The sequence below is a fragment of the Micromonospora sp. WMMD812 genome (genome assembly GCF_027497215.1).
Lineage (GTDB): Bacteria > Actinomycetota > Actinomycetes > Mycobacteriales > Micromonosporaceae > Micromonospora.
Genome location: NZ_CP114904.1, coordinates 5,336,863 through 5,359,566 on the forward strand (window position 1 = coordinate 5,336,863; position 22,704 = coordinate 5,359,566).

The window sequence follows — 22,704 nt, forward strand, 5'->3', positions numbered from 1 at the left end:
GACCGACGGGTGGTGGTCGCGCGCGCCGGGGGCACAGGGCAGGATGGTCGGCATGAGCGACCGCAGCGAGCACAGCGCACCGGACGCCGGCGCCGCTGACCGCGGCCTGCCCGGCGCGGGCCTGGTGAAGGGCCTGGCGGTCACGCTGAAGACGATGACCCGGCGCTCCACCACCCAGCAGTACCCGGACGTCGCCCCCGAGCTGCCGCCGCGCTCGCGTGGCGTCATCGCGCTGCTCGAGGAGAACTGCACGGTCTGCATGCTGTGCGCCCGCGAGTGTCCGGACTGGTGCATCTACATCGACTCGCACAAGGAGGAGGTGGCGGTGCCCGGCGCCGCCCGCCCCCGGCAGCGCAACGTGCTCGACAAGTTCGACATCGACTTCTCGCTCTGCATGTACTGCGGCATCTGCATTGAGGTCTGCCCGTTCGACGCGCTCTACTGGTCGCCCGAGTTCGAGTACGCCGAGTACGACATCAAGGACCTGCTGCACGACAAGGACCACCTCGGGCAGTGGATGGGCACGGTCCCGCCGCCGGCGGCGCACGACCCCAACGGCGAGCCGGCGAAGGAGGAGACCAGCGCCGCGCGCAAGGCCGCCGTCCCCGCCGCGCAGCCCACCACCCCGGCCGTACGCCGTGAGCCCGGCCCGGACGCCGGCGAGGCCACCCCGTGACCGGTGCGGACGTGCTGCTGCTCGCCCTCGGCGCGGTGGCCGTCGGCTCGGGGGTGCTCGTGGTGACCACGAAGCACCTGGTCCGGGCCGGCCTCTACCTGGTCGTCTGCCTGGGCGCCCTGGCCGGCGACTACCTGGTGCTCACCGCCGAGCTGGTGGCCTGGGTGCAGGTGCTGATCTACGTGGGCGCGGTGGTCGTGCTGCTGCTGTTCGCGGTCATGCTCACCCGGGCGCCGATCGGCGCCTCGGACGACCTCGACCGGCCCGGCTGGCCGGCCGCGCTGATCGGCGGCGGCACCGGGCTGGGCCTGGCCGCTCTGCTGGTCGACGCGTACCGCTGGACGGCGGTGGACCTGCCCGAGGCGGGCACCGCCGAGCGGCTCGGCGGCGAGATCTTCCGCAGCTGGGTGCTCCCCTTCGAGGTGCTCTCGGTGCTGCTGCTCGCCGCCCTGGTCGGCGCGGTGGTGCTGTCCCGGCCGGACATCGGCCGACCGGACCCGGCGCGGCGGGGGACGGAGGCCGCCCGGTGAGGCCGGTCATCCCGTACGTCACGGCGGCGCTCCTGTTCGGACTGGGCGCGTACGGCGTGCTGCGCCGCCGCAACGCGGTGCTGGTCCTGATGGCCGTCGAGCTGATGCTCAACGCGGTCAACCTGATCCTCATCACCGCCGACACGACGGTGCGGGCGGCGCTGCCGCACGGCGGGCAGGTCTTCGCGCTCTTCGTGATCGTGCTGGCCGCCGCCGAGGTCGGCGTGGGGCTGGCCATCGTGCTCCAGCTCTACCGGCTGCGCGCCAGCGTGTCCGTCGACGAGGTCCCGCTCGCGGAGCCGCCGGCCCCCGTGGCGGCGACCGCCGGCGCCGGCCCTGCCGCGGGGGCGGCTGCCGAAACCGCCGGACGTCAGGAGGAGCGGTGAGCACGACCACCCTGCTCGGCGTGCTGCTGCCGGCCGTACCGCTGGCGGCCGGGCTGCTCGGCCTGCTGCTGCCACCGTCGCCGCGCGGGCTGGCGGGCGACGGCGCGCCCGCCGAGCAGCGGGCCCGCCGGGCGGCCATCACCCTCGGCGTGAGCGGCGCGGCCGGCGCGCTGATGCTGGCGGTCGCGCTGCTGGCCACCCTGGACCGGCCGGTCGAGTCGTCCACCACCTGGGTGGACCTGGGCGGGTTGACGGTCACCCTCGGCGTCCGGCTGGACGGGGCCGCCGCGCTGGTCGCGGTGGCGGTCGGCGCGGTCGCGCTGGCCGTGCAGGTCTACTCGGTCGGCTACCTCAAGCGCGGTCCGCACGACGACGTGGACGTCGACCACCGCTACCCCCCGTACGCCGCACAGATCAGCCTCTTCACCGCGGCGATGCTGCTGGTGGTGGTCGCCGGGGACCTGATCCTGCTGCTGGTCGGGTGGGAGGTGATGGGCCTCTGCTCGTACCTGCTCATCGCGCACGACCGCCGGCTGCCCGAGGCGCCCGCCGCCGCGATGAAGGCGTTCCTGGTCACCCGGGTGGGTGACGTCGGCTTCCTGCTCGGCATCGCGCTGCTCGGCGTCTCGGCGGGCAGCTTCCGGATCGCCGACGTGCTGGCCCACGAGCACTCGTCCGGCACGCTGACCGCCGCCTGCCTGCTGCTGCTCGCCGGGGTGGCCGGCAAGAGCGCCCAGTTCCCGCTGCACACCTGGCTGCCCGACGCGATGGCCGGCCCGACGCCGATCAGCGCGCTCATCCACGCCGCCACCATGGTCGCCGCCGGCGTCTACGCGGTCACCCGGCTCTACCCGCTCTTCACGGCCGCGCCGGTGGCGCTGACCGTGCTCGGGGTGCTCGCCTCGATCACCCTGCTGCTCGGCGCGTTCGCGGCCACCGCGCAGGACGACATCAAGCGGGTCCTCGCCTGGTCGACCGTGTCCCAGATCGGCTACATGACCGGCGCGCTCGCCGTCGGCTCGCCGGGCGCGGCGCTGTTCCACCTGCTCACCCACGCCGCGTTCAAGGCGCTGCTCTTCCTCGCCGCCGGCGCGGTGATCCACGCGGTCGGCACGACCCTGATGTCGCGCATGGGCGGGTTGCGGCACACCATGCCGGTCACCTTCTGGTGCACGGTCGTCGGCCTGGGCGCGCTGGCCGGGGTGCCGCCGCTGGCCGGCTTCTGGAGCAAGGACGGCGTGCTCGCGGTCGCGCAGGCCGCCGCGCTGGACGGTGATGGGCCCACCCCGGCCTGGGTCGGCTGGCTGGTCTGGCTCGCCGGGCTCGTCGGCGTCGCGGTGACCGCCTGGTACGCGACCCGGTTGCTGCTGCGCACCTTCTTCGGCGAGACCCGCGTCCCGCTGGCCCATCCGCACGATCCGCCGGGCACGCTGCGCTGGCCGGTGCTGCTGCTCACCGTGCCGGCCGCGCTGCTCGGCCTGGTGGGTTTCGCCGGTTGGTTCGCCGCCCGGCTCCAGCCGGAGCCGCCGGCCACCCGGGAGCATCCGTCGGACCTCCTGCCGCCCGAGGCTCTGGTCCACCTGACGCCGTCGCTCCTTCTCCCGCTGGCACTGCTGCTGGTCGGGGCCGGGTTGGCCTGGGCCCGTTGGCGGCGGGACCCGGCCGCCGATCCGGCGACCGCGCTGGGTCCGCTCCGACCGGTCTTCGCCCGCGCGTTCCGGCTCGACGACGTCCAGCACGCCCTTGTCGTACGCCCCGTCCGCGCGCTGGCCGCGGCGGTGCGGACCGGTGACGAGGTGGTCGTGGACGGCGCGGTCGAGGGGAGCGGCCACGCCGCGTCCGGGCTCGGCGCCGGGCTGGCCGCGCTGCACCGCGCGGCGCTGCCCCGGGCCGCAGCCGGGGTGCTCGCCGGCGCGCTGCTGATCGGCCTGGCCGCCGCCCTGCTCGGAGGTGTCTCGTGAGTGCGAGGAGTGAGCGGGGCTTGCGAGCCTCGCGGTCGCGAGCCGAGGTGACGCCATGAGCTTCGGTCAGTTCCTGCTGGTCGCGGTCCTGGCGGTGCCGGCGCTCGGCGCGGTCGCGGTGGTCGCCACGCCCGCCGACCGGGTCGCCCGGCTGGTCGGCACGGTGGCCGCCGGGCTGAGCCTGCTCGCCGCGCTGCCGCTGGCCGTCGGTGACCGGGGCTGGTTCGCCTGGTCCGCCACCGCGCCCGCGGTCCGCCCCTGGCACCAGCTCGACCTCCCGTGGGTGCCCGGCCTGGACCTGCGCTTCCACCTCGGCGTGGACGGCATCTCCTATCCGCTCGTGGTGTTGACCGCCCTGCTCACCCTGCTCTGCTGCGGCTACACACTCGCTCGGGTGCCCGCCGGCGGCAGCGGCCGGGCACTGGTCGCGCTCCTGCTCGTGGTCGAGGTCGGCATCCTGGGCACCTTCCTCGCCCTGGACCTGGTGCTCTTCTTCCTCTTCTTCGAGGTCGTGCTGCTGCCGATGTACGCGGTGATCGCCGGCTGGGGCGGCGAGGACCGGCGTCGGGCGGCCCGCAAGTTCGCCCTCTACACGCTCTTCGGCTCGGTGCTGCTGCTGGTCGGCGTCTACGTCGTGGTGGCCGCCGCCGGCACCGCCGACATCGTGGCGCTGACCGGTGGCGCGGGGCTGTCCCGGAGCACCCAGCTCGCCGCGTTCACCCTGCTCGCCCTGGCGTTCGCGGTGAAGAGCCCACTCTGGCCGCTGCACTCCTGGCTTCCGGACGCGCACACCCAGGCGCCCACCGTCGGCAGCGTGGTGCTCGCCGGGGTGCTGCTGAAGATGGGCACGTACGGGCTGATCCGGGTGGCGGTGGGGGTGGCCCCGGAGGGCGCCCGCTGGGCGGCGCCGGTGCTCGGGGTACTCGCGGTGGCCGCGATCCTGGTCGGCTCGCTGGTCTGCCTCGCCCAGACCGAGCTGAAGCGGCTGATCGCGTACTCCAGTGTCGGGCACATGGGGTTCGTGCTGCTCGGCGTCGCCACGCTCACCACCACCGGCATCCAGGCCGCGCTGATCGGCAACGTGGCGCACGGGGTGATCACCGGCCTGCTCTTCTTCCTGGCCGGCGCGGTCAAGGACCGTACCCACACCGGCGCGCTCGCCGAGCTGTCCGGGCTGCGGGAGACCGCGCCCCGGCTCGCCGGGCTGCTCGGCTTCGCCGCGGTCGCCTCGCTCGGGCTGCCCGGCCTGGCCGGCTTCTGGGGGGAGGCGTTCGCGGTGATCGCGGCGGTCGAGGCGGGTGGCGCGCTCTGGACCACCCTGGGCGTGCTGGCCGCGGTGGGCGGGGCGCTCACCGCCGCGTACTTCCTGCGGCTGCTGCGGCAGGTCACGCACGGCCGGCCCAGCCCGGCCGTCGGTCGACTCACCCCCGGTCTGGCCGGCGCGGAGCTCTCCGCCTGGACGCCGCTGGTGCTGCTCGCGCTGGCCATCGGGCTCGTTCCGGCGCTGGTGCTCGGCGTCGCCGAGGCCCCGGTGGACGCCCTGGTGCAGGTGGTTCGGTGAGCGCGAGGAGTGAGCTTGCGAGCCGCGCAGTCGCGAACGAAGGGCGGCCACGGTGAGCGCGAGGAGTGAGCTTGCGAGCCGCGCAGTCGCGAACGAAGGGCGGCCACGGTGAGCGCGAGGAGTGAGCTTGCGAGCCCCGCAGTCGCGAACGTGGGGGTGCGGCCGTGAGCGCGAGCGTGGTGCAGAGCGTCGACAACGTGGCGCTGATCCCGGCGTACCTGGCCGCCGGCACGGCCGTGCTGGTGCTCGTGACCGACCTGATGCTGGCCCGACCGCGGGCCACGCTCGCGGTGGCCGCCGTCGGCGCCGTCGCCACCGCGGCCGGCGCCACCCTGGTCGGGGCGGGTGGTGAACGCCGGACGTTCTGCGTGGCCGGCGACTGCTCGTTCGTCTTCGGCGGTCGGGCGGCCCTGGTCGGCGCGGTGTTCGCGCTGCTCACCCTCGGGGTCCTCGGGCTCTCCGGCGGGCACCTGCGGGCCGGCCGCGCGCCGGTGGGGGAATACTGCTTCCTCCTCGCCTGCTCGATGACCGGCGGCGTGGTGCTCGGCGCGGCCGGTGACCTGATCACCCTGATCGTGGCGCTGGAGACGCTGACCCTGCCGCTCTACGTCCTGGTGGGGCTGCGCCGGGGCAGCCTGGCCAGCGCCGAGGCGGCGGTCACCTTCTTCGTGGTCAGCGTGGTGGCCACCACGCTGAGCCTGCTCGGCGCGGCGCTGCTCTACGCGGTCGGCGGCACGCTTCACCTGGGCCGGCTCGGCGTGCTGCTCGCCGAGCGGCCCGAGCTGCACGACCTGCCGCTGACCACGGCGGCGATGGCCCTGCTGGTGCTCGGGCTGGCGTTCAAGGTCGCCGCCGTGCCGTTCCACGCCTGGGCGCCGGCGACCTACGACGGCGCGCCGCTGCCGGTGGCCGCGTACCTCTCGACGGCATCCAAGCTGGGCGGGGTGGTGGCGCTGCTCGCGGTGGTCGGGAGCGCGCTACCCGCCGATCTGACCGGTCCGGTGCTCGCCCTGCTCGCGGTGCTGACGATGACCGTCGGCAACCTGGTGGCGTTGCGCCAGCGCCGGACGGTCCGGTTGCTCGCCTGGTCGTCGGTGGCCCAGGCCGGCTACATCCTGGCCCCGCTGGGCGCGCTCGCGTTCGCCGCCGGGCGCACGGATGCGGCGTCGACCGGCGCGTACGCGGCCGCGGTCGCGTACGCCGTCTTCTTCGTGCTTCTGGAACTCGCCGCCTTCGCCGGGGTGACCGCCCTGCGACCGGCGGACGCCGACGGCGGCACCCTCGACGACCTGCGCGGCGCCGCCCGGCGCCACCCGTGGCTCGGCGCGGGGCTGGGGCTGGCCCTGATCGGGCTGGCCGGGCTGCCGCCCGGCCTGGCGGGTCTCTTCGCCAAGGTGACCGTGGTGCGGTCGCTGCTCGACGGCGGCGCCGGCTGGCTCGCCCTGGTGGTGGCGGTGAACGCGGTCATCGGCCTCGCCTACTACCTGCGGGTGACCGCCAGCCTCTACGCGCCCCCGTCGCCGGCCGGTGTGACGTCCGCCGCGCCGGTCGCCGCCCGGGCGGTGGCCGCCGTGCTCGCCGTGGCCACGGTGGCTGCCGTGGTGGTCGGGGTCGCCCCGCAGCTCGTGCTCGACCTCGCCGCCCGCTGACCCCCCCGTCGCCGGGTGGCCCGGAACCGCCTGGCGCTGCTGGTCGCGGCGATTGGACGCGCTCCCAGCGAATTCTCAGCCATACGACGGATGGTTGACGGGTACCGGTGTGTTGAACCGGTCGACGGATCCCCTCGATCCGTACACCGAAGGAGTGATCGTGCACCACAACCGTCTCAAGACCGCCGCGCTGCTCGGCCTGCTCACCGCGCTGATCCTTGGGGTGGGCTACTGGTTCGGCGGCAGTGGCGGACTGGTCATCGCCGTCATCGTCTCGTTGCTGATGAATGGCATCAGCTACTTCTTCTCCGACAAGCTCGCCCTGCGCGCGATGCGGGCGCAACCGGTCAGCGAGGCACAGTTCCCCGAGCTGTACCGGATGGTGCGTGAGCTGGCGACCGAGGCCCGGCAGCCGATGCCGCGGCTCTACGTCAGCCCGACCGCCCAGCCCAACGCCTTCGCCACCGGTCGCAACCCGCAGAACGCGGCGGTCTGCGTCACGCAGGGCATCACCGAGATCCTCGACTACCGTGAGCTGCGCGGTGTGATCGGGCACGAGCTGTCCCACGTCTACAACCGGGACATCCTCATCTCCAGCGTGGCCGCCGGTCTGGCCGGCATCATCACCACGCTGGCGAACATCGCCTGGTTCATCCCGCTGACCAGCGGTGACGACGAGGACGCCCCGAACCCGGCCGTGCTGCTGCTGACCATCATCCTGGGCCCGATCGCGGCCTCGATCATCCAGCTGGCGATCAGCCGGAGCCGCGAGTTCCAGGCGGACGCCTCGGGTGCCACGCTGACGCGGGACCCGCTGGCCCTGGCCAGCGCACTGCGCAAGATCGACGCGGTGGCGCGCCGCCGTCCCCTGCCGGCCCAGGGCAACCTGACCAGCACCGCGCACCTGATGATCGCCAACCCGTTCCGGGGCGGTGGCATCGCGGCGCTCTTCTCCACCCACCCGCGGATGGAGGACCGGGTGGCCCGGCTCGAGCAGATGGCCGGCGCCGTCAGCCCGGTGCAGTACCGGCGCTGACCGGTAGGTTCTGACACCTCCGCCCGCATCCGGCCCGCCGGGTGCGGGCGGAGTGCTGTGTCGGCCGCGATATCCGCTTCATCCGTACGGCGCCTGGCGTTAGGGTCGAAACGTCTCACGCTCATTACAGCCCGGGAGGTTCGCGTGGCCGCTCTGCGCCAGTATCTGGGCGTCTGGCGGATCCCCGGCGCGCCGATGTTGCTGGTCACCGGCATCATCGGCCGGCTCGGGATCGGCATGACGCCGCTGGCGCTGCTGCTGGTCGTGGAGCAGGTGACCGGGCGCTACTCGCTGGCCGCGGTGGCCGGCGGGATCTACGCCGTGGCGGGCGCCGCGCTGAGCCCGATCGCCGGGCGGATCGCCGACCGGGTGGGCCCCAGCCCGGTGCTGCTCGCCACCGCGATCGCGCATCCGCTGGCCCTGACCGGTCTGCTGCTGGCCAGCCGCGCGGGCGCCGACGGGCTGGCCGCGATCTACCTGGCCGCCGCGGTGGCCGGCGCGACGTACCCGCCGCTGACCGCGGCGATCCGTGGCGCCTGGAACGACCTGACCGCTCCCTCCTCCGGCCGGTACCACCTGCGCAACACCGCGCTGGCGGCCGAGACCTCCCTGTTCGAGATCGTCTTCGTCCTCGGCCCGCTGCTGGTGGCCGGCTTCGTGCTGGTCGCCGACGCGACCGCGGCGCTGGTCGGCGCGGCGGTGGTCACCCTCGTCGGGACCACCGCCGTGGCGCTCGGCCGGGTGATGCGTGGCTGGCAACCCCACTCCCGGGAGCACCACGCCCGCGGCCTCGGCCCGCTGCGGGTCGGCGGCTTCCCCGCCCTGCTGGTCTGCGTGGCCAGCCTGGGCGTCGCGTTCGGTGCCGCCGGCGTCATCGTGCCGGCCTTCGCGGGCAACTACACGACGGACGACCCGGACAGCCTGGCCGGCCTGCTGCTCGCCGTCTGGGGCATCGGCAGCGCCGCCGGTGGGTTCTGGTTCGGCGTCCGCAAGCCCGCGGCGAACATGACCCGGCAGTTCGCCTGGCTGCTCGCCGCCCTCGCCGGCACCTTCGTCGTCTTCGCCGTGATGCCCACCCCGCTGGCGCTGGGCACCGCTCTGATCGTCGGCGGGGCCACCATCGCGCCCGCGCTGACCCTGGAGAACACTCTCGTCGGCCGGATCGCGCCGGCCGGCATGCTCAACGAGGCGTACACCTGGGTGGTCACCATGTCGGTGGCGGCGAGCGCGGCGGGTGGCGCGGTGGCCGGGTTGATCGTCGACCACGCCGGCGGTGTGCCGTGGGCGTTCCTGTTCGCCGGGGCCTCGGTCGCCGTCGGGGCCGCGGTCGCCGCGCTGCCCGGCGGGCCGATCTCCCGCGCGGAGGCCGCGGCGGTACGCCTCGACGAGCCTGTTCCGGCCTGACGCCGCCGGCCCGCTGCGGACATACGACCCGCCGCCCTGGCCGGCGTCGGCGCTCAGCGCGGCTGGCGGCGCCGGTGGGACAGGTCCGGGTGGTGGTGCCCACCGGGGTGGCTGTCCGGATCGGTGTGGACGGTGGCGGTGGTCAGCCGCGGCACCGCGTGGGTGAGCTGGTGCTCCGCGTCGGCCGCGATCTCGTGGGCGGCGACGAGACTGAGGTGCGCGTCGACGACCAGGTCGGCCTCGGCGTGCAGGCGGTGGCCGATCCAGCGCAGCCGCACCGCGGCGACGTCGCGCACACCCTCGATCGCCCGGAGCGTGGTCTCGGCCTGGTCGACGACGGCGGGATCGACGGCGTCCATGAGGCGGCGGTAGACCTCGCGGGCGGCGTCCTTGAGGACCACCGTGATGGCGACGGCGATGGCCAGACCGATGACGGGATCGGCCCAACGCCAGCCGAGGGCCGCTCCGCCGGCGGCGGCGAGGACCGCGAGCGAGGTGTAACCGTCGGTGCGGGCGTGCAGGCCGTCGGCGACCAGGGCCGCGGAGCCGATGCGCCGGCCCACCCGGATGCGGTAACGGGCGACCATCTCGTTGCCGACGAACCCGACGAGGCCGGCGGCGGCCACCCAGGACAGGTGGGTCACCTCGGCCGGGTGCAGCAGCCGGGTCACGGCCGTCCAGGCGGCGGCGACGGCGGACGCGGCGATGACGACCACGATGACGGTGCCGGCGAGGTCCTCGGCCCGGCCGAAGCCGTAGGTGTAGGCGCGGGTTGCGGCCCGGCGACCGAGCAGGAAGGCGATCCCGAGGGGTACGGCCGTCAGCGCGTCGGCGACGTTGTGCAGCGTGTCGCCGAGGAGGGCGACCGACCTGGACAGGGCGACGATGACGCCCTGGGCGACCGCCGTGACCCCGAGGCCGACCAGCGAGACCCACAGGGCGCGGAGCCCTTCGCGCGAGGACTCCAGGACAGGGTCGATCTTCGCCCGGGAGTCGTGGGAGTGGGGCGTCACCGCGTGCCGCAGGCGCCCCCACCAGGAGGCAGGACCACCGCCGTGGTCGTGCTCGTGGTTGTGGTCGTGGCGTTGGCCGTGCTGGTGCTGGTGCTGGTGCTGGTGCTGGTGCTGGTGCTGGTCGTCGTGCTGGCGGTCGTCGTCGTGGCGGTGCCGATGCCCAGGTCCGAGGCCGTGCTCGTCGTCGTGACTCGCCCGCACCGGTTCCCCCCGCGCCCCCTGCCCGGCGCGGGAGATCCGCGCCGTCCGGCGCCGCGATAATATGTGCTCATGTACGCACGCGACAACGTTGCAGGTGCCGCTGACCTGCAACAACGCCTCCCCGGCGAGAGGCAGGTGGAGGTCGCGACGGAGATGGTGCGGATGCTGGGCGACGGCACCCGACTGCGGTTGATGTGCCTGCTCGTCGAGGGGGAGCACGACGTGACCGCCCTGGTGGCGGCGCTCGGGGTGGCGAGGCCGGCGGTGTCGCAGCACCTGGCCAAGCTCCGGTTGGCCGGGCTGGTCACCGCACGCCGCGAGGGCCGGCGTGCCCTCTACTCCGCGCGGGGTGGCCATGCGCGCCGGCTGGTGACGGAGGTCGTCCACGCCGCCTCGCACCGGGTGGCCGGCCTCCCGGAGCACGACTGACGCGGACGCGCCGGCCGGGCCCGCGGGGTTGACGTACGGCTGGGCCGGCCCCGGGGTGCCGGTGCGGGCCCGCTACTCCGGTTGAGTGCGCTCGGGGTGCATCCCGCCCGGGTCCACCGGGCGACCAGGGACGTTGATGCACAACTGTCCCGGCTCGGCACCGCACACCGGGCAGGGGCGGTACGACTCGACGGGCCCCGGATCGAGGCCGTGCGACATGGCCGCTCGGACGATCTGGTTGGCCGCGCGGTGCAGCTCGGGGTCCCGATGCCGTACGGCAGCCCGGTGGATCTGCTGGAGCGCGTCACGCGCCAGCTCACCTGCGTCCGTCATCCGACTGACCTTCCCGCTGCGCTCGCCGTCACGCGCCTGCGGTCCCGCTGCGGAAAACACCCATCGCGGGCGTTGTGGAACGCCTCGGCGCAGCTCGTGCGCGATCCGGCACGCTGGATCCAGCCGGCGCCACTCCGCTCGCGCCACCGCTCGCCGCCGAGCTGTCACGCACGCCCGAGGCCGTGGAATTTCTCCTGGTCAGCCGCTGACCAGGAGAAGCGACAGCTCCTACCGATAGTTGGTGAACTGGAGGGCGACCCCGAAGTCCTCGCCCTTGAGCAGGGCGATGACGGCCTGGAGGTCGTCCTTCTTCTTGCCGGTGACCCGCAGCTGGTCGCCCTGGATCTGGGCCTGGACGCCCTTCGGGCCCTCGTCGCGGATCTTCTTGCTGATCGCCTTGGCCTTGTCCGAGTCGATGCCCTGGATGACCTTCGCGTCGATCTTGAACACCTTGCCGGACGGGCGCGGGTCGCCCGCGTCCAGCGACTTCAGCGAGATGTTCCGCTTGACCAGCTTCTCCTTGAAGACGTCCAGCGCGGCCCGCACCCGCTCCTCGGTCTCGGCCTGGAGGCCGATCGCCTCCTCACCCGACCAGGAGATCTCGGCGCCGGTGCCCCGGAAGTCGAACCGCGTCGCGAGCTCCTTCTCCGCCTGCCGGAGGGCGTTGTCGACCTCCTGGCGGTCGACCTTGCTCACGATGTCGAACGACGGGTTGGCTGCCATGCTCATGCTCCTGCTGTCCGGCGGTCTCTGGCGTGCCGTCGCCCGCTGAGCAGCGGTACGACCCCCTGACGGTACCCGGTTGCGCCCCGGCCGGGTGGAGCCGCTATCCTTGCTTCCGCCGCCGCGTCACGACGTGGCGGGGTGCCCTGGCGGGTTGCCCGAGCGGCCAATGGGAGCGGACTGTAAATCCGTCGCGAAAGCTACAGAGGTTCGAATCCTCTACCCGCCACCAGGGAACGGTAAGGCCCTTGACTTGCGGAAACGCTGGTCAAGGGCCTTCGTCGTCTCCGACACGTGATGACTGCTGTCGCCCTTGGCGATCCGCCTGATCGGGCACGTTCCGGGCAGGCGCGGAGCCTCGCTGAGGCTAGGGTGGGCGACCAAACACGGTGCGGCCCTTCGCGCCGACCCGAAGCCACGGGTCCGGGGCTTCCCGGAGGCGAGGAGACGTCCGTGCACGACGACGATCTGACCCACTCGTTGTCTTCCCCGGCCACCGCCGAGAGCGATCCGGCCGGCTGGTTCGAGCGGCTCTACGCCGACGCCGAGCGGGGCGAAGCGGTCGTCCCGTGGGACCTCGACCGGGCGCATTCCCTGCTCAGCGAGTGGACCGACCGGGCCCGGCCGGACGGATCCGGCCGGCGCGCCGTGGTCGTCGGGTGCGGCTTCGGCCGCGATGCCGAACACCTGTCCCGCCTCGGCTTCGCCACCGTCGCCTTCGACGTCTCTCCCACGGCGGTACGGGCGGCTCGCCGCCGCCACCCGGGCTCCCCGGTCCGCTACGAGACCGCCGACCTGCTCGACCCGCCGCACGACTGGCTGGGCGGGTTCGACTTCGTGCTGGAGAGCATGAACGTGCAGGCCCTGCCGGCCGAGCTGCGGCGGCGGGCGATCCCGGCGGTCGGCCGGCTGATCGCGCCGGACGGGACGCTGCTGGTGATCGCGGCCGGCCGGCGGGACGACGAGGTCGTCGAGGGCCCGCCCTGGCCGCTGACCCGGGCGGAGGTCGACGCCTTCGCGGCCGGCCCGCTGACCCCGGCCCGGGTCGAGGAGATCCTCGCCCCCGACGGGGGGATCCGCTGGCGCGCGGAGTTCCGGCGCGCCTGCGGCTAGCACCGCCGGCCCGCGGGTCGGGGCGGGCATCCAAACCGGGCGGCGCGCGGCGAGCCGGTCGTACCGCTCGTGGCGGCCAACGTGATTTACGGGCTGCTCGCCGATGAGCGGCTTACTTTCCACCCGGACGCCAGAGATCAACTTCCCATGCGGACGGCGAGGGGAGCCTCCGGCCCATCGATTTTGTCCGATAGGACCCACTAGCGCTGTCGCCCGGAGCGGGTATGGTGGTCGATGTGCGAGTCGCGGCCGCGGGGTGGAGGCCGACCATCAAGGTTACGCACAGTGATCAAGGGGGGTCGGGTCAGAGATCGCCCGGGCCGTTGAGGCGAAATGTGCTGAAGGTCGTAACAGGCGTTTGATGAATTGCCCACCCCACCGGCAGGCTCGTGATCTGGCGCGGCGCGGATGGTGGCAGCGGTCCGAACGGCGGAACGTCGTCGCCGCCCGGCCCGATGGTGTCCTCACCGCTTTTCTGCCTACCCCGGGGTATGGCACGATCGTGGAACCTCCACCATCCCTGTGACACTTCCCCGACAGGAGCAAACATGTCTGGTCGAAGCCTGGGCCGACTGGTCGGCTCGCTCCTCGTGCTGGCCGCCGTTCTCGGTGGACTGTTCGGCAGCGACCTCTCCGGCTCGGAGGCTGTTCAGATGACAGACGTCGTCTGGGGTGCCGGCACCCTCCGGTAGTTCGACGCCGTCGGCGGTGACGACGTCACCTGCTGACGACTTCTCGCAGAGGGAGCGGTATGGCGAGGCGTGACCAACGACGGAAGTCCACGGACCACGCCTGGCTCATCACCGGTCCACTGGCGCTGATCGCGGTCGTTTGTTCCACTGCGATCAGCGTCGTCTCTGACGAGCCCTTCGGCGACTGGGGGCTCGCGTTCCTGATCTTCCTGGCGATGGCGGGCATCAGCATCCCGGTGCTGAACTTCGTCGTCCGGCGGCAGTCCGTGGGCGTCACGCTCACCGAGATCCCGCTGGTGGTGGCTCTCTTCTTCCTGCCACCACTCACCGTGGTGCTGATCTATACGCTCGCCGCGCTGATCTGGAGCATCTACCAGCGGTTCTCGCCGGCCAAGTTCTGGTTCAACGTCGCCCGGGCCGCCGGCGCCACGTCGCTGGCCAGCCTGCTCCTCCAGGGCCTGCCGCCTCTGAAGGGCGTGGGACCGGGAACGTGGGGCAGTCTGTTCCTCGCGGTCAACGTGATCACTCTGGTCAGCCTGGTCTCGGTGGTCGGCGTCCATGTGCTCCTCCAGGGTTGGCAGGCGGGCCGGGAAGCGCTGCGGACCACTCCGTCCGTGTTGCTGACCACGTCGATCAACGCCTCGGTCGGGCTCCTGGTCCTGATCGCCCTGAAGACCACCTGGTGGTCCGCCCTGCTGCTGGCGGCTCTCTTCTCGGCCCTCGTCCTGGTCTACCGGTCCTACGCGCAGTTCTTCCGCCAGCACCGCACGTTGACCGGGATGTACGACCTGTCCCGGCTGATCACCACCAGCGGCGCCGACGGGGACCTGGCCGACGTCCTGCTCGACCGGGTCCGCGCCCTGATGCAGGCCGAGTACGCGACGCTCTGGCTCCCCGCGCAGGGCCGTCATCCCGAGGTGCTGTTGACCGCCAAGGTCGACGCGTCCGGGCTGCTCGACGTCGCGCCCACTCCGGCACTGCTCCGCGAGCAGGCGCGGAGCCTGGGTAAGACCGTGTCCATGGGGCGGCTGCTCGGGGACGAGACGGAGCTGCGCGGTGAGATCAGCGCCCGTCAGATCAAAGACGTGATCGTCGTGCCGCTCCGGTCCGGACAGGCGGTGATCGGCACCCTCGAGGTGGCCAACCGGCTGAGCGACATCGGCCACTTCACCCCCGGCGACATTCCGATCTTCGAGACCGTCGCGGCGCACGCCGCGGTTGCGCTGGAGAACTCCCGACTGGTCGACCGGCTGCGCCACGACGCGTACCACGACGCGTTGACCAGGCTGCCCAACCGCCGGCGGATCACCGGCGCGCTCGACGAGTCGGTCAAGATCCGGGCACCCGGTGAGGTGGTGGCGCTGCTCCTCTTCGACGTCGACGGGTTGCGTCAGGTCAACGAGTCGCTCGGCCACGCCGCCGGCGACAAGGTCCTCGCCGAGGTGGCCGACCGGCTCCGCGCGTCGGCGCCGTCGTCGGCGCTGGTCGGGCGCGCCGGGGGCGACGAGTTCCTGGTGACGATGCGGCTGGAGAGCGCCGAGGCGGCCCTGGACCTGGCGGCCCAACTGCGGGAACAGATCCGCGACGAGATGGTCTTCGACGCGCTCACCCTGGACGTCGACACCGCGGTCGGGGTCGCCGTCCACCCCGACCACGGCAGTGACGCGGCGACCCTGCTGCAACGGGTGGACCTGGCCGCCACGGCGGCGAAGTCGGTCCCCGGCGGCGTGCAGCTGTTCAACCCGGCCCTGGAGTCCCGGTCGCTGCGCCGGCTCGGCCTCGCCGGCGATCTGCGCCGGGCGCTGGACGACGGCGCGCTGGAGGTCTACTTCCAGCCCAAGGTCACCCTGCGGGAACGCCGGTTGGTCGGGGTGGAGTGCCTGGCCCGCTGGGAGCACCCGGCCCACGGCACGGTCGCCCCGGAGGACTTCGTCGCGGTGGCCGAGCACACCGGCCAGCTCGGCCGGCTCACCGAGGTGGTGCTCCGGGAGGGGCTGCGGCGCAGCCGGGACTGGGCGCAGGCCGACCAGCCACTGTCCGTCGCGGTCAACCTCAGTCCGCGTACGCTCACCGACCAGCACTTCCCCGATCTCGTCCAGGACCTGCTCACCGAGTACGGGGTGGCGCCGCAGCGGCTCACCCTGGAGATCACCGAGGCCGGCGTGCTCGACGGCACGGACCGGCCGATCCCCACTCTGCGCCGACTGCGTGACCTGGGCGTACGGCTCTCGGTGGACGACTTCGGCACGGGCGACTCGTCCCTGGCCCACCTGCGCCGGTTGCCGGTGCACGAGGTGAAGGTCGACCGCTCCTTCGTGCAGGGCATGGCCACCGACCCGGGGGACCTCGCCATCGTGAACGCGGTGGTCACCCTGTCCCAGCAGTTCGGCCTGGCCGTGGTCGCCGAGGGGGTGGAGAGCGAGCTGACGCTGGAGCTGCTCCAGGACATCGGGTGCGAGATCGGGCAGGGCTTCCTCTTCAGCCGGCCCCTGCCGTACGAGCGGCTGGAGGCCTGGTTCGGTGCCCAGCTCGACCCGGAGACGATCTCCGCGACGGAGCTGCCGCGCCTGCGTGTCGTGCCCTGACCTGGGCAGATTCCCGTGCGGGGGATCCGATTTCACCTCGGGGGCGGGGCCGTGTACTCTTACCTCTGCGCGCCCCACGGGGAGATCGCGCAGGCCCCCTTAGCTCAGTCGGCAGAGCGTCTCCATGGTAAGGAGAAGGTCTACGGTTCGATTCCGTAAGGGGGCTCGAGGGTCGCTGGACCCACCGCGGCGGTGTAGCTCAGATGGCAGAGCAAGCGGCTCATAATCGCTGTGTCGCCGGTTCAAGTCCGGCCACCGCTACTCTCGTCCTCCGGGCGCGTAACCCGGTGGTCGGTGGGATGGGCGCCACAGGCGCCCACTTTGCATGTCCGCGTCGTCAGCGCGTAGTCTGGCGCGCTGTAGTGGTAATCCGTTAGCGAGGAAGGCACTCCGCCGTGGCGAAGGCGACCGATGTCCGGCCGAAGATCACTTTGGCGTGTGTGGAGTGCAAGGAGCGCAACTACATCACGCGCAAGAACCGTCGTAACGACCCGGACCGCATCGAGCTGAAGAAGTTCTGCCCGCGCGATGGTCGGCACACGGTCCACCGCGAGACCCGCTGACCTCCGGCCGGCTCCGCCCGGCCACCCGAAGCTTCTCCGATCGCCGATCTGACCGGCCGGCGCGGCCACCCGCCGCCGCCGACCGCCCAGGTCGGCGATCGCGCTTTCCGTGTAGGTTCGCGGCATGTCCCTGGACCCGTCCTACGTCGGCCGGACCTACCCGCCGACCGCCCCCTACCAGGTGGGCCGAGAGAAGATCCGCGAGTTCGCGACCGCCATCGGCGCCACCGACCCGGCCCACCACGACCCGGAGGCCGCCCGCGCGCTCGGGCACCCGGACGTCGTGGCCCCGCCGACCTTTCCCTTCGTGATCACCATGGCCGCCACCCGGCAGATCATCGACGACCCGGCGCTGGGCGTGGACTACAGCCGCGTCGTGCACGGCGACCAGCGGTTCGCGTACGCCCGGCCGGTGGTGGCCGGCGACGAGCTGGTCTGCGTCAACACCATCGAGGACATCACCACCCGGGGCGGGCACGGCTTCCTGACCACCCGCACCGACGTCACCACGGCCACCGGCGAGCCGGTGGTCGCCGTCTGGTCAAAGCTCGTCGTACGCGGGGAGGCCTGAGATGGAGCTGGCACCCAGGACGTTCCGGGTGACCCGCGCGGACCTGGTCCGCTACGCCGGCGCCTCGGGCGACTTCAACCCGATCCACTGGAGCGACCGGACCGCCACCAAGGTGGGCCTGCCCGGAGTCATCGCCCACGGCATGTTCACCATGGCCCTGGTCGGCCGGGCGGTCACCGACTGGGCCGGCGCGCCGGACGCGGTCGTCGACTACGGGGTCCGGTTCACCCGGCCGGTCGTGGTGCCCGACGACGACCACGGCACCGAGATCGAGGTGACCGCGGTGGTCCGCGAGGTCGGCGAGGACGGGCTCACCCAGCTCGACGTGACCGCCACCTGCCAGGGGGAGAAGGTGCTCTCCCAGGCGCGGGCGACCATCCGGCCGGCCCGCTGACCGGTGTCCGACCCGCCCGGGGACGCGTGATGGGCAGACCGGTTGGGAAAGTCGGGCGGCTACCCGTACACTGGTCCGCCGTGGGGCAAGTGACCCCTGCCCGGCCGTGTGTGGCCGGGTGGGGCGAGTGTTGCCGCACAGGGGTGTAGCTCAATTGGCAGAGCAGCGGTCTCCAAAACCGCAGGCTGCAGGTTCAAGTCCTGTCACCCCTGCGCCTCAGGCCTGACCGTTCCCGTGGGTCGCGCCGCCGAGACGGCGGCGTCCGGCCCGTGGTGGTGGCATCGGCGGGGTGGTTCCGAGGCATCGGGCCCCTGGTCGATCCGCCGGCCGCGGCCCGTCGCGGGACGGTTGGTCCGGCCGGCGTGACCAACGCCGCGCACGCCGCTCGGCGTGCGAACCCGAGAACCCGCGACGGAGGGCGAAGTGGCCGACAACAAGCGGCGCGGCGAGGACGCCGGCGACGACCGTCTGAACGACGAGGTCGTCGACGACGTGGCCGGCGACGACGACGCCACCGGCGCGGACGAGCCGGTTTCCCGGGGTGGCACCGCGACGCGGTCCCGGGCCCGGGCCGAGTCCGCCGACAGCCGGCCGAAGACCCGGTCGGAGACCGACCGAGTGGGTCTGTTCGGCCGCATCGCCCGGTTCTTCCGCGAGGTCGTCGCCGAACTGCGTAAGGTCATCTGGCCGACCCGCAAGGAGTTGCTGACCTACACGGCCGTGGTGATCGTCTTCGTCGCGGTGATGCTGACGATCGTGGGTGTTCTGGACTACGGCTTCGCCGAGGGCGTGCTGTGGGTCTTCGGCAACCCCAGCTGACCGGCTCCCCGAAGCCGATAGTTACGGAAGTGAGCGAGCGTGCCTGAGTACGACGAGACCGCCGGACCCGTGGACGAGCAGTCCACGGTGGCGACGGCGGCGGACGACGAGTCGGTCGAGGCCGCCAGCGAGCCGGAGTTCCCGACCACCGAGCCCGCTCCGGACGAGGACTACGACCCGGTCGCCGAGCTGCGCCAGAAGCTGCGCTACGCGCCGGGCGACTGGTACGTGGTGCACTCGTACGCCGGCTACGAGAACAAGGTCAAGACCAACCTCGAGACCCGGATCACCAGCCTCGACATGGAGGACTACATCTACCAGGTCGAGGTGCCGACCCGGGAAGAGGTAGAGGTCAAGAACGGCAAGCGGTCGCAGGTCCAGGCGAAGGTCTTCCCGGGCTACATCCTGGTCCGGATGGAGCTGACCGCCGAGTCCTACTCCTGCGTCCGCAACACGCCGGGTGTCACCGGCTTCGTCGGGGCGACCGACCGGGCCGACCGGCCGGCGCCGCTCTCGCTGGACGAGGTGCTCAAGTGGCTGGCCCCGGCGGTGGAGACCGAGCAGAAGAAGGCCAAGCCCGAGGTCAAGGTCCTCGACTTCGAGGTCGGTGACTCGGTCACCGTCACCGACGGCGCCTTCGCCTCCCTGCCGGCGACGATCAGCGAGATCAACGCCGACCAGCAGAAGCTCAAGGTGCTGGTGTCGATCTTCGGTCGGGAGACCCCGGTCGAGCTGAACTTCAACCAGGTCTCCAAGATCTGATTCCGGTCGCCGGCGGTGGGTTCGTCCCACCGCCGGCGCGGCCGTTTCCGCGGGCGTCCGACCTCGGCCGACGGGCGGAGTTCGGCCTGCGCTACTCTTGAGAGTCGCTGCCCTCGCGCCGCGCTGACCGTGCGCGCCCCGAGGGGGTGTCGATGAGCACCTTTCCCAGTTCCAAGCCCCAGGAAGAGACATGCCTCCGAAGAAGAAGCTCGTCAAGACGTTCACGCTTCAGCTGCCGGCGGGCCAGGCCACCCCGGCGCCGCCGGTCGGCCCCGCGCTCGGCCAGCACGGCGTGAACATCATGGAGTTCTGCAAGTCCTACAACGCGCAGACCGAGTCGCAGCGGGGCGACATCGTCCCCGCCGAGATCAGCGTGTACGAGGACCGGTCCTTCACCTTCGTGCTGAAGACCCCGCCCGCCGCCCGGCTGCTGATCAAGGCCGCCGGTGTGCAGAAGGGCTCGGGCGTCCCGCACACCCAGAAGGTCGGCTCGGTCACCCGCGCCCAGCTGCGCGAGATCGCCGAGAAGAAGATGGCCGACCTCAACGCCAACGACCTCGACCAGGCCGAGAAGATCATCGCCGGCACCGCCCGGTCGATGGGTCTGACCGTCAGCGACTGACGTCGGCACCACAGCCTGATCCCGTTCGTGGGAGGGCGCGCGAACGCCGCGGCCCGCCAGAGACCACAGGAGTAACCAGAACATGCAGCGCAGCAAGAGCTACCGCAAGGCCGCCGACGTCATCGACCGGTCCAAGCTCTACACCCCCGCCGAGGCCGTGAAGCTGGCCAAGGAGACCACCAACGTCAAGTTCGACGCCACGGTCGAGGTCGCGATGCGCCTCGGCGTCGACCCCCGCAAGGCGGACCAGATGGTCCGCGGCACGGTCAACCTGCCGCACGGCACCGGTAAAACCGCCCGCGTGATCGTCTTCGCCGCCGGCGCGAAGGCCGAGGAGGCCGCCGCGGCGGGTGCCGACGAGGTGGGCACCGACGAGCTGGTCGCCCGGATCCAGGGTGGTTGGCTGGACTTCGACGCGGCGATCGCCACGCCGGACCAGATGGCCAAGATCGGCCGGATCGCGCGGATCCTGGGCCCGCGCGGCCTGATGCCGAACCCGAAGACCGGCACGGTGACCATGGACGTCACCAAGGCGGTGCAGGACATCAAGGGCGGCAAGATCACCTTCCGGGTGGACAAGCACTCGAACCTGCACCTGATCATCGGCAAGGCGTCCTTCTCCGAGACCCAGCTGGTCGACAACTACGCGGCCGTGCTGGACGAGGTGCTGCGGGCCAAGCCGTCCGCGGCGAAGGGCAAGTACCTCAAGAAGGTCACCCTCACCACCACGATGGGCCCGGGTGTCCCGGTCGACCCGAACCTGGTGAAGAACCTGACGGAGGCCTCGGCCGAGAGCTGAGCCACCGACCCGGACGGGGCGTCGCCACAGTTGTGGCGGCGCCCCGTCTCGTTTTCGGTGTGGCAGGCTCGTCCCATGCGGCTTGAGGACGTCTGGCTGCGGTACCGGCGGCGGGGTCCGTGGGTGCTGCGGGGTGTGGACGTACGGATCGGTGCGGGTGAGGTCGCCGTCGTGCTCGGCCGCAACGGGGTCGGCAAGTCGACGCTGCTCCAGGTCGCCGCGGGGGTGCTCCGGCCGGCCCGCGGGCGGGTCGTCGACCGCCCGGCGCGGGTGGGCTGGGTTCCCGAGCGCTTTCCGGCCGATCAGCCCTTCACGGTGACGCACTACCTGACCGCGATGGGCCGGATGGCCGGGCTGACCGCGTCGGCGGCCGACCACGCGGTGAGCGCCTGGACCGAGCGGCTCGGCCTCACCCGGTTCCGCGGCGTCCGGCTGCCCGAGTTGTCCAAGGGGACCGCCCAGAAGGTCGGTCTCGCCCAGGCGATGCTCCGCCCGCCCGGCCTGCTGGTCCTCGACGAGCCCTGGGAGGGGCTCGACGCCGGGGCCCGCGAGCTGGTCCCCGAGCTCATCGACGAGGTGCGGGCCGGTGGCGGTGCGGTCCTGGTCAGCGACCACCGGGGCGAGGTCGCCCGCGTGCCCGGTGCCCGCCGCTGGATGGTCGCCGACGGCCTGGTGACGGAGGAGACGCCCGCCGGGGCGGAGGCGTTCGCCGTGGTCGAGGTCGCGGTGCCGGCCATGCGGGTCGCCGACGCCGTCGCCCGCCTGCGCGCCGAGGGCCACCACGTGCTGGGCGTACGCCCCGGCGGCCCGCCCGCCGCCACCGACGCCGGCCTGGACGGCCCGGAGGCCGGCGCCGGTGTCGCCGTGGACGTCCCGCCCGCCGGCAGCGATGTCGCAGTGGACCTTCCGTCCGGTGCCACGGACGTCGGCCTGGACGGCCCACGGGCCGGCGCCGACGTCGCCCTCGACGGCCCGCACGTGGACGACCCGGCCGGGGCCGGCCGGTGACCGCCCTGCTCCGGCTGAGACTGGCCGGCTTCCTGCGGACCGGGCGGGCGGTCGCGCCACTCCTCACCGGCCTGGTCGCGCTCGGCATCCTGTACGGCGGGGGCCGGGCCCAGCCGGCGGAGGCGTACGGGGTCTCGGCGGTGGTCCTCTTCCCGGTGCTCGCCTGGCAGACGAAGGTGCTGCTGGACGTCGAGCCGGACGGGCAGCGCCGGCTGGCCCAGGTGACGGTCGGCGCCGGGCGGGAGCGGGCGGCCGGCCTGCTCGCCGCCACCGTTGCCGCGCTCGGCACGGTCGCCGTCGCGCTGGTCTTCCCGTGGCTGGTCGGTGGGGTCACCGGTCCGGTCGAGCCGGGTCACCGCCCGGTGGGCGTGGGCATCGCGCTGGGGCTGTGGGCGCACCTGCTGGCCGTACCCCCGTCGGTGGTGCTGGGGGCGTTGGCCAGCCGCGCCGTCACCCGTAGCGCCGGTTACGGCGTGGCGGTGCTGGCCCTCGGCGGGGTCGGCGCGGTCGTGCTCGGCCTGACCGGCTCGGTCGCGCCCTGGCTGGTGCCGCCGATCATGGCGACCGCCCGGGCCACCGCGGGCGACACGCCGGCGGCTACTGTGACGCTGCTCACTCTCTGGGCGGCGGGGTGGAGCGCGGTCGCTGCCGTGGGCTACCTGTGGTGGCGCCGGTCGCGGGCGTGAGCGGGCCCACGCGGGGGGCGATTTGCTGCTCACGCGACGTGTCGCGTAACCTTGGGACGAAGTTCCACCCAGAGACCGCTGGTCACCGTGCCCCGGCACGGTCGAAGGTCCCGCGACGACGGGCGACCCGCGCAGGGCGGTAAGCGAAAATCGGTGGTGTCCATGGTCCGCCGACCATGGTCGTCCGG

General features: G+C 72.9%; 25 protein-coding genes and 4 tRNA genes. 26 read left to right on the forward strand and 3 right to left on the reverse strand.

Annotated elements, in window-relative coordinates; translation table 11 throughout:
- The first annotated feature begins 43 nt into the window (after nucleotides 1–43).
- From O7603_RS24690 to O7603_RS24725, 8 genes are all read left to right on the forward strand, one after another.
- Nucleotides 44–676, forward strand: coding sequence for an NADH-quinone oxidoreductase subunit I (locus O7603_RS24690; RefSeq protein WP_281572161.1), 633 nt, complete (start codon nucleotides 44–46; stop codon nucleotides 674–676).
- Nucleotides 673–1,206 carry an NADH-quinone oxidoreductase subunit J gene (locus O7603_RS24695; protein ID WP_281572162.1) on the forward strand — a complete coding sequence of 178 codons (534 nt, stop codon included), beginning with the start codon at nucleotides 673–675 and terminating at the stop codon, nucleotides 1,204–1,206. Before O7603_RS24690 ends, O7603_RS24695 begins: the two co-directional genes overlap by 4 nt.
- Nucleotides 1,203–1,592: an NADH-quinone oxidoreductase subunit NuoK gene (gene nuoK / locus O7603_RS24700; RefSeq protein ID WP_281572163.1), complete on the forward strand. Its 390-nt coding sequence runs from the start codon at nucleotides 1,203–1,205 to the stop codon at nucleotides 1,590–1,592. The genes O7603_RS24695 and nuoK overlap by 4 nt, the downstream gene beginning before the upstream one ends.
- Nucleotides 1,589–3,553, forward strand: coding sequence for an NADH-quinone oxidoreductase subunit L (locus O7603_RS24705; RefSeq protein WP_281572164.1), 1,965 nt, complete (start codon nucleotides 1,589–1,591; stop codon nucleotides 3,551–3,553). The genes nuoK and O7603_RS24705 overlap by 4 nt, the downstream gene beginning before the upstream one ends.
- 55 nt (nucleotides 3,554–3,608) lie before the next feature.
- Nucleotides 3,609–5,114, forward strand: a complete 1,506-nt coding sequence (locus O7603_RS24710) for an NADH-quinone oxidoreductase subunit M (RefSeq protein WP_281572165.1) — start codon at nucleotides 3,609–3,611, stop codon at nucleotides 5,112–5,114.
- A 164-nt stretch (nucleotides 5,115–5,278) separates the two neighbouring features.
- Nucleotides 5,279–6,763: an NADH-quinone oxidoreductase subunit N gene (locus tag O7603_RS24715; protein ID WP_281572166.1), complete on the forward strand. Its 1,485-nt coding sequence runs from the start codon at nucleotides 5,279–5,281 to the stop codon at nucleotides 6,761–6,763.
- Between the two features lie 160 nt (nucleotides 6,764–6,923).
- Nucleotides 6,924–7,799 carry a zinc metalloprotease HtpX gene (htpX, locus tag O7603_RS24720; RefSeq protein WP_281572167.1) on the forward strand — a complete coding sequence of 292 codons (876 nt, stop codon included), beginning with the start codon at nucleotides 6,924–6,926 and terminating at the stop codon, nucleotides 7,797–7,799.
- Nucleotides 7,800–7,943: 144 nt separating this feature from the next.
- The gene (locus O7603_RS24725; protein WP_281572168.1) at nucleotides 7,944–9,203 is read left to right on the forward strand and encodes an MFS transporter; all 1,260 of its coding nucleotides are present in this window, start codon (nucleotides 7,944–7,946) and stop codon (nucleotides 9,201–9,203) included.
- A 53-nt stretch (nucleotides 9,204–9,256) separates the two neighbouring features.
- Here O7603_RS24725 and O7603_RS24730 read toward each other — a convergent pair whose 3' ends face one another.
- Nucleotides 9,257–10,216, reverse strand: a complete 960-nt coding sequence (locus O7603_RS24730; protein WP_281572169.1) for a cation diffusion facilitator family transporter — start codon at nucleotides 10,214–10,216, stop codon at nucleotides 9,257–9,259.
- A gap of 42 nt (nucleotides 10,217–10,258) precedes the next feature.
- Between O7603_RS24730 and O7603_RS24735 the strand changes: the two genes are divergently transcribed.
- Nucleotides 10,259–10,477 carry a hypothetical protein gene (locus O7603_RS24735; RefSeq protein ID WP_281572170.1) on the forward strand — a complete coding sequence of 73 codons (219 nt, stop codon included), beginning with the start codon at nucleotides 10,259–10,261 and terminating at the stop codon, nucleotides 10,475–10,477.
- 75 nt (nucleotides 10,478–10,552) lie between these two features.
- Nucleotides 10,553–10,846, forward strand: coding sequence for a metalloregulator ArsR/SmtB family transcription factor (locus O7603_RS24740; protein ID WP_281572171.1), 294 nt, complete (start codon nucleotides 10,553–10,555; stop codon nucleotides 10,844–10,846).
- Nucleotides 10,847–10,918: 72 nt separating this feature from the next.
- Here the strand turns inward: O7603_RS24740 and O7603_RS24745 are convergent, their stop codons facing one another.
- Both O7603_RS24745 and O7603_RS24750 read right to left on the reverse strand, forming a co-directional pair.
- Nucleotides 10,919–11,179 carry a hypothetical protein gene (locus O7603_RS24745; RefSeq protein ID WP_281572172.1) on the reverse strand — a complete coding sequence of 87 codons (261 nt, stop codon included), beginning with the start codon at nucleotides 11,177–11,179 and terminating at the stop codon, nucleotides 10,919–10,921.
- A gap of 228 nt (nucleotides 11,180–11,407) precedes the next feature.
- On the reverse strand, nucleotides 11,408–11,902 hold the full coding sequence (locus O7603_RS24750; RefSeq protein ID WP_281572173.1) for a YajQ family cyclic di-GMP-binding protein: 495 nt from the start codon (nucleotides 11,900–11,902) through the stop codon (nucleotides 11,408–11,410).
- A 148-nt stretch (nucleotides 11,903–12,050) separates the two neighbouring features.
- Between O7603_RS24750 and O7603_RS24755 the strand changes: the two genes are divergently transcribed.
- From O7603_RS24755 to O7603_RS24830, 16 genes are all read left to right on the forward strand, one after another.
- Nucleotides 12,051–12,134, forward strand: a tRNA-Tyr gene (locus tag O7603_RS24755).
- Between the two features lie 221 nt (nucleotides 12,135–12,355).
- Entirely contained in the window at nucleotides 12,356–13,015 is a 660-nt protein-coding gene (locus O7603_RS24760; protein ID WP_281572174.1) for a methyltransferase domain-containing protein, read from the forward strand.
- 548 nt (nucleotides 13,016–13,563) lie between these two features.
- Nucleotides 13,564–13,707 (forward strand): hypothetical protein, encoded by a 144-nt coding sequence (locus O7603_RS24765; RefSeq protein WP_281572175.1) that lies wholly within the window; start codon nucleotides 13,564–13,566, stop codon nucleotides 13,705–13,707.
- A gap of 59 nt (nucleotides 13,708–13,766) precedes the next feature.
- Nucleotides 13,767–16,292, forward strand: coding sequence for a bifunctional diguanylate cyclase/phosphodiesterase (locus O7603_RS24770; RefSeq protein ID WP_281572176.1), 2,526 nt, complete (start codon nucleotides 13,767–13,769; stop codon nucleotides 16,290–16,292).
- Between the two features lie 93 nt (nucleotides 16,293–16,385).
- Nucleotides 16,386–16,458: transfer RNA gene (locus O7603_RS24775), tRNA-Thr, on the forward strand.
- Between the two features lie 22 nt (nucleotides 16,459–16,480).
- A tRNA-Met gene (locus O7603_RS24780) sits at nucleotides 16,481–16,553 on the forward strand.
- 134 nt (nucleotides 16,554–16,687) lie between these two features.
- Nucleotides 16,688–16,855 carry a 50S ribosomal protein L33 gene (gene rpmG, locus O7603_RS24785; protein WP_007073056.1) on the forward strand — a complete coding sequence of 56 codons (168 nt, stop codon included), beginning with the start codon at nucleotides 16,688–16,690 and terminating at the stop codon, nucleotides 16,853–16,855.
- Between the two features lie 124 nt (nucleotides 16,856–16,979).
- Nucleotides 16,980–17,426, forward strand: a complete 447-nt coding sequence (locus O7603_RS24790; RefSeq protein ID WP_281572177.1) for a MaoC family dehydratase N-terminal domain-containing protein — start codon at nucleotides 16,980–16,982, stop codon at nucleotides 17,424–17,426.
- A 1-nt stretch (nucleotide 17,427) separates the two neighbouring features.
- Nucleotides 17,428–17,820 carry a MaoC family dehydratase gene (locus tag O7603_RS24795; RefSeq protein WP_281572178.1) on the forward strand — a complete coding sequence of 131 codons (393 nt, stop codon included), beginning with the start codon at nucleotides 17,428–17,430 and terminating at the stop codon, nucleotides 17,818–17,820.
- A gap of 139 nt (nucleotides 17,821–17,959) precedes the next feature.
- Nucleotides 17,960–18,032, forward strand: a tRNA-Trp gene (locus tag O7603_RS24800).
- A 211-nt stretch (nucleotides 18,033–18,243) separates the two neighbouring features.
- The gene (secE, locus tag O7603_RS24805) at nucleotides 18,244–18,639 is read left to right on the forward strand and encodes a preprotein translocase subunit SecE (protein ID WP_281572179.1); all 396 of its coding nucleotides are present in this window, start codon (nucleotides 18,244–18,246) and stop codon (nucleotides 18,637–18,639) included.
- Nucleotides 18,640–18,678: 39 nt separating this feature from the next.
- Nucleotides 18,679–19,401, forward strand: a complete 723-nt coding sequence (gene nusG, locus O7603_RS24810) for a transcription termination/antitermination protein NusG (protein ID WP_281572180.1) — start codon at nucleotides 18,679–18,681, stop codon at nucleotides 19,399–19,401.
- Nucleotides 19,402–19,591: 190 nt separating this feature from the next.
- Nucleotides 19,592–20,023 carry a 50S ribosomal protein L11 gene (rplK, locus tag O7603_RS24815; protein ID WP_281572181.1) on the forward strand — a complete coding sequence of 144 codons (432 nt, stop codon included), beginning with the start codon at nucleotides 19,592–19,594 and terminating at the stop codon, nucleotides 20,021–20,023.
- A gap of 82 nt (nucleotides 20,024–20,105) precedes the next feature.
- Nucleotides 20,106–20,822, forward strand: a complete 717-nt coding sequence (gene rplA, locus O7603_RS24820; protein WP_281572182.1) for a 50S ribosomal protein L1 — start codon at nucleotides 20,106–20,108, stop codon at nucleotides 20,820–20,822.
- A gap of 75 nt (nucleotides 20,823–20,897) precedes the next feature.
- Nucleotides 20,898–21,830 carry an ABC transporter ATP-binding protein gene (locus tag O7603_RS24825; RefSeq protein ID WP_281572183.1) on the forward strand — a complete coding sequence of 311 codons (933 nt, stop codon included), beginning with the start codon at nucleotides 20,898–20,900 and terminating at the stop codon, nucleotides 21,828–21,830.
- Nucleotides 21,827–22,516, forward strand: coding sequence for a hypothetical protein (locus tag O7603_RS24830; protein ID WP_281572184.1), 690 nt, complete (start codon nucleotides 21,827–21,829; stop codon nucleotides 22,514–22,516). Before O7603_RS24825 ends, O7603_RS24830 begins: the two co-directional genes overlap by 4 nt.
- Nucleotides 22,517–22,704: the final 188 nt, after the last annotated feature.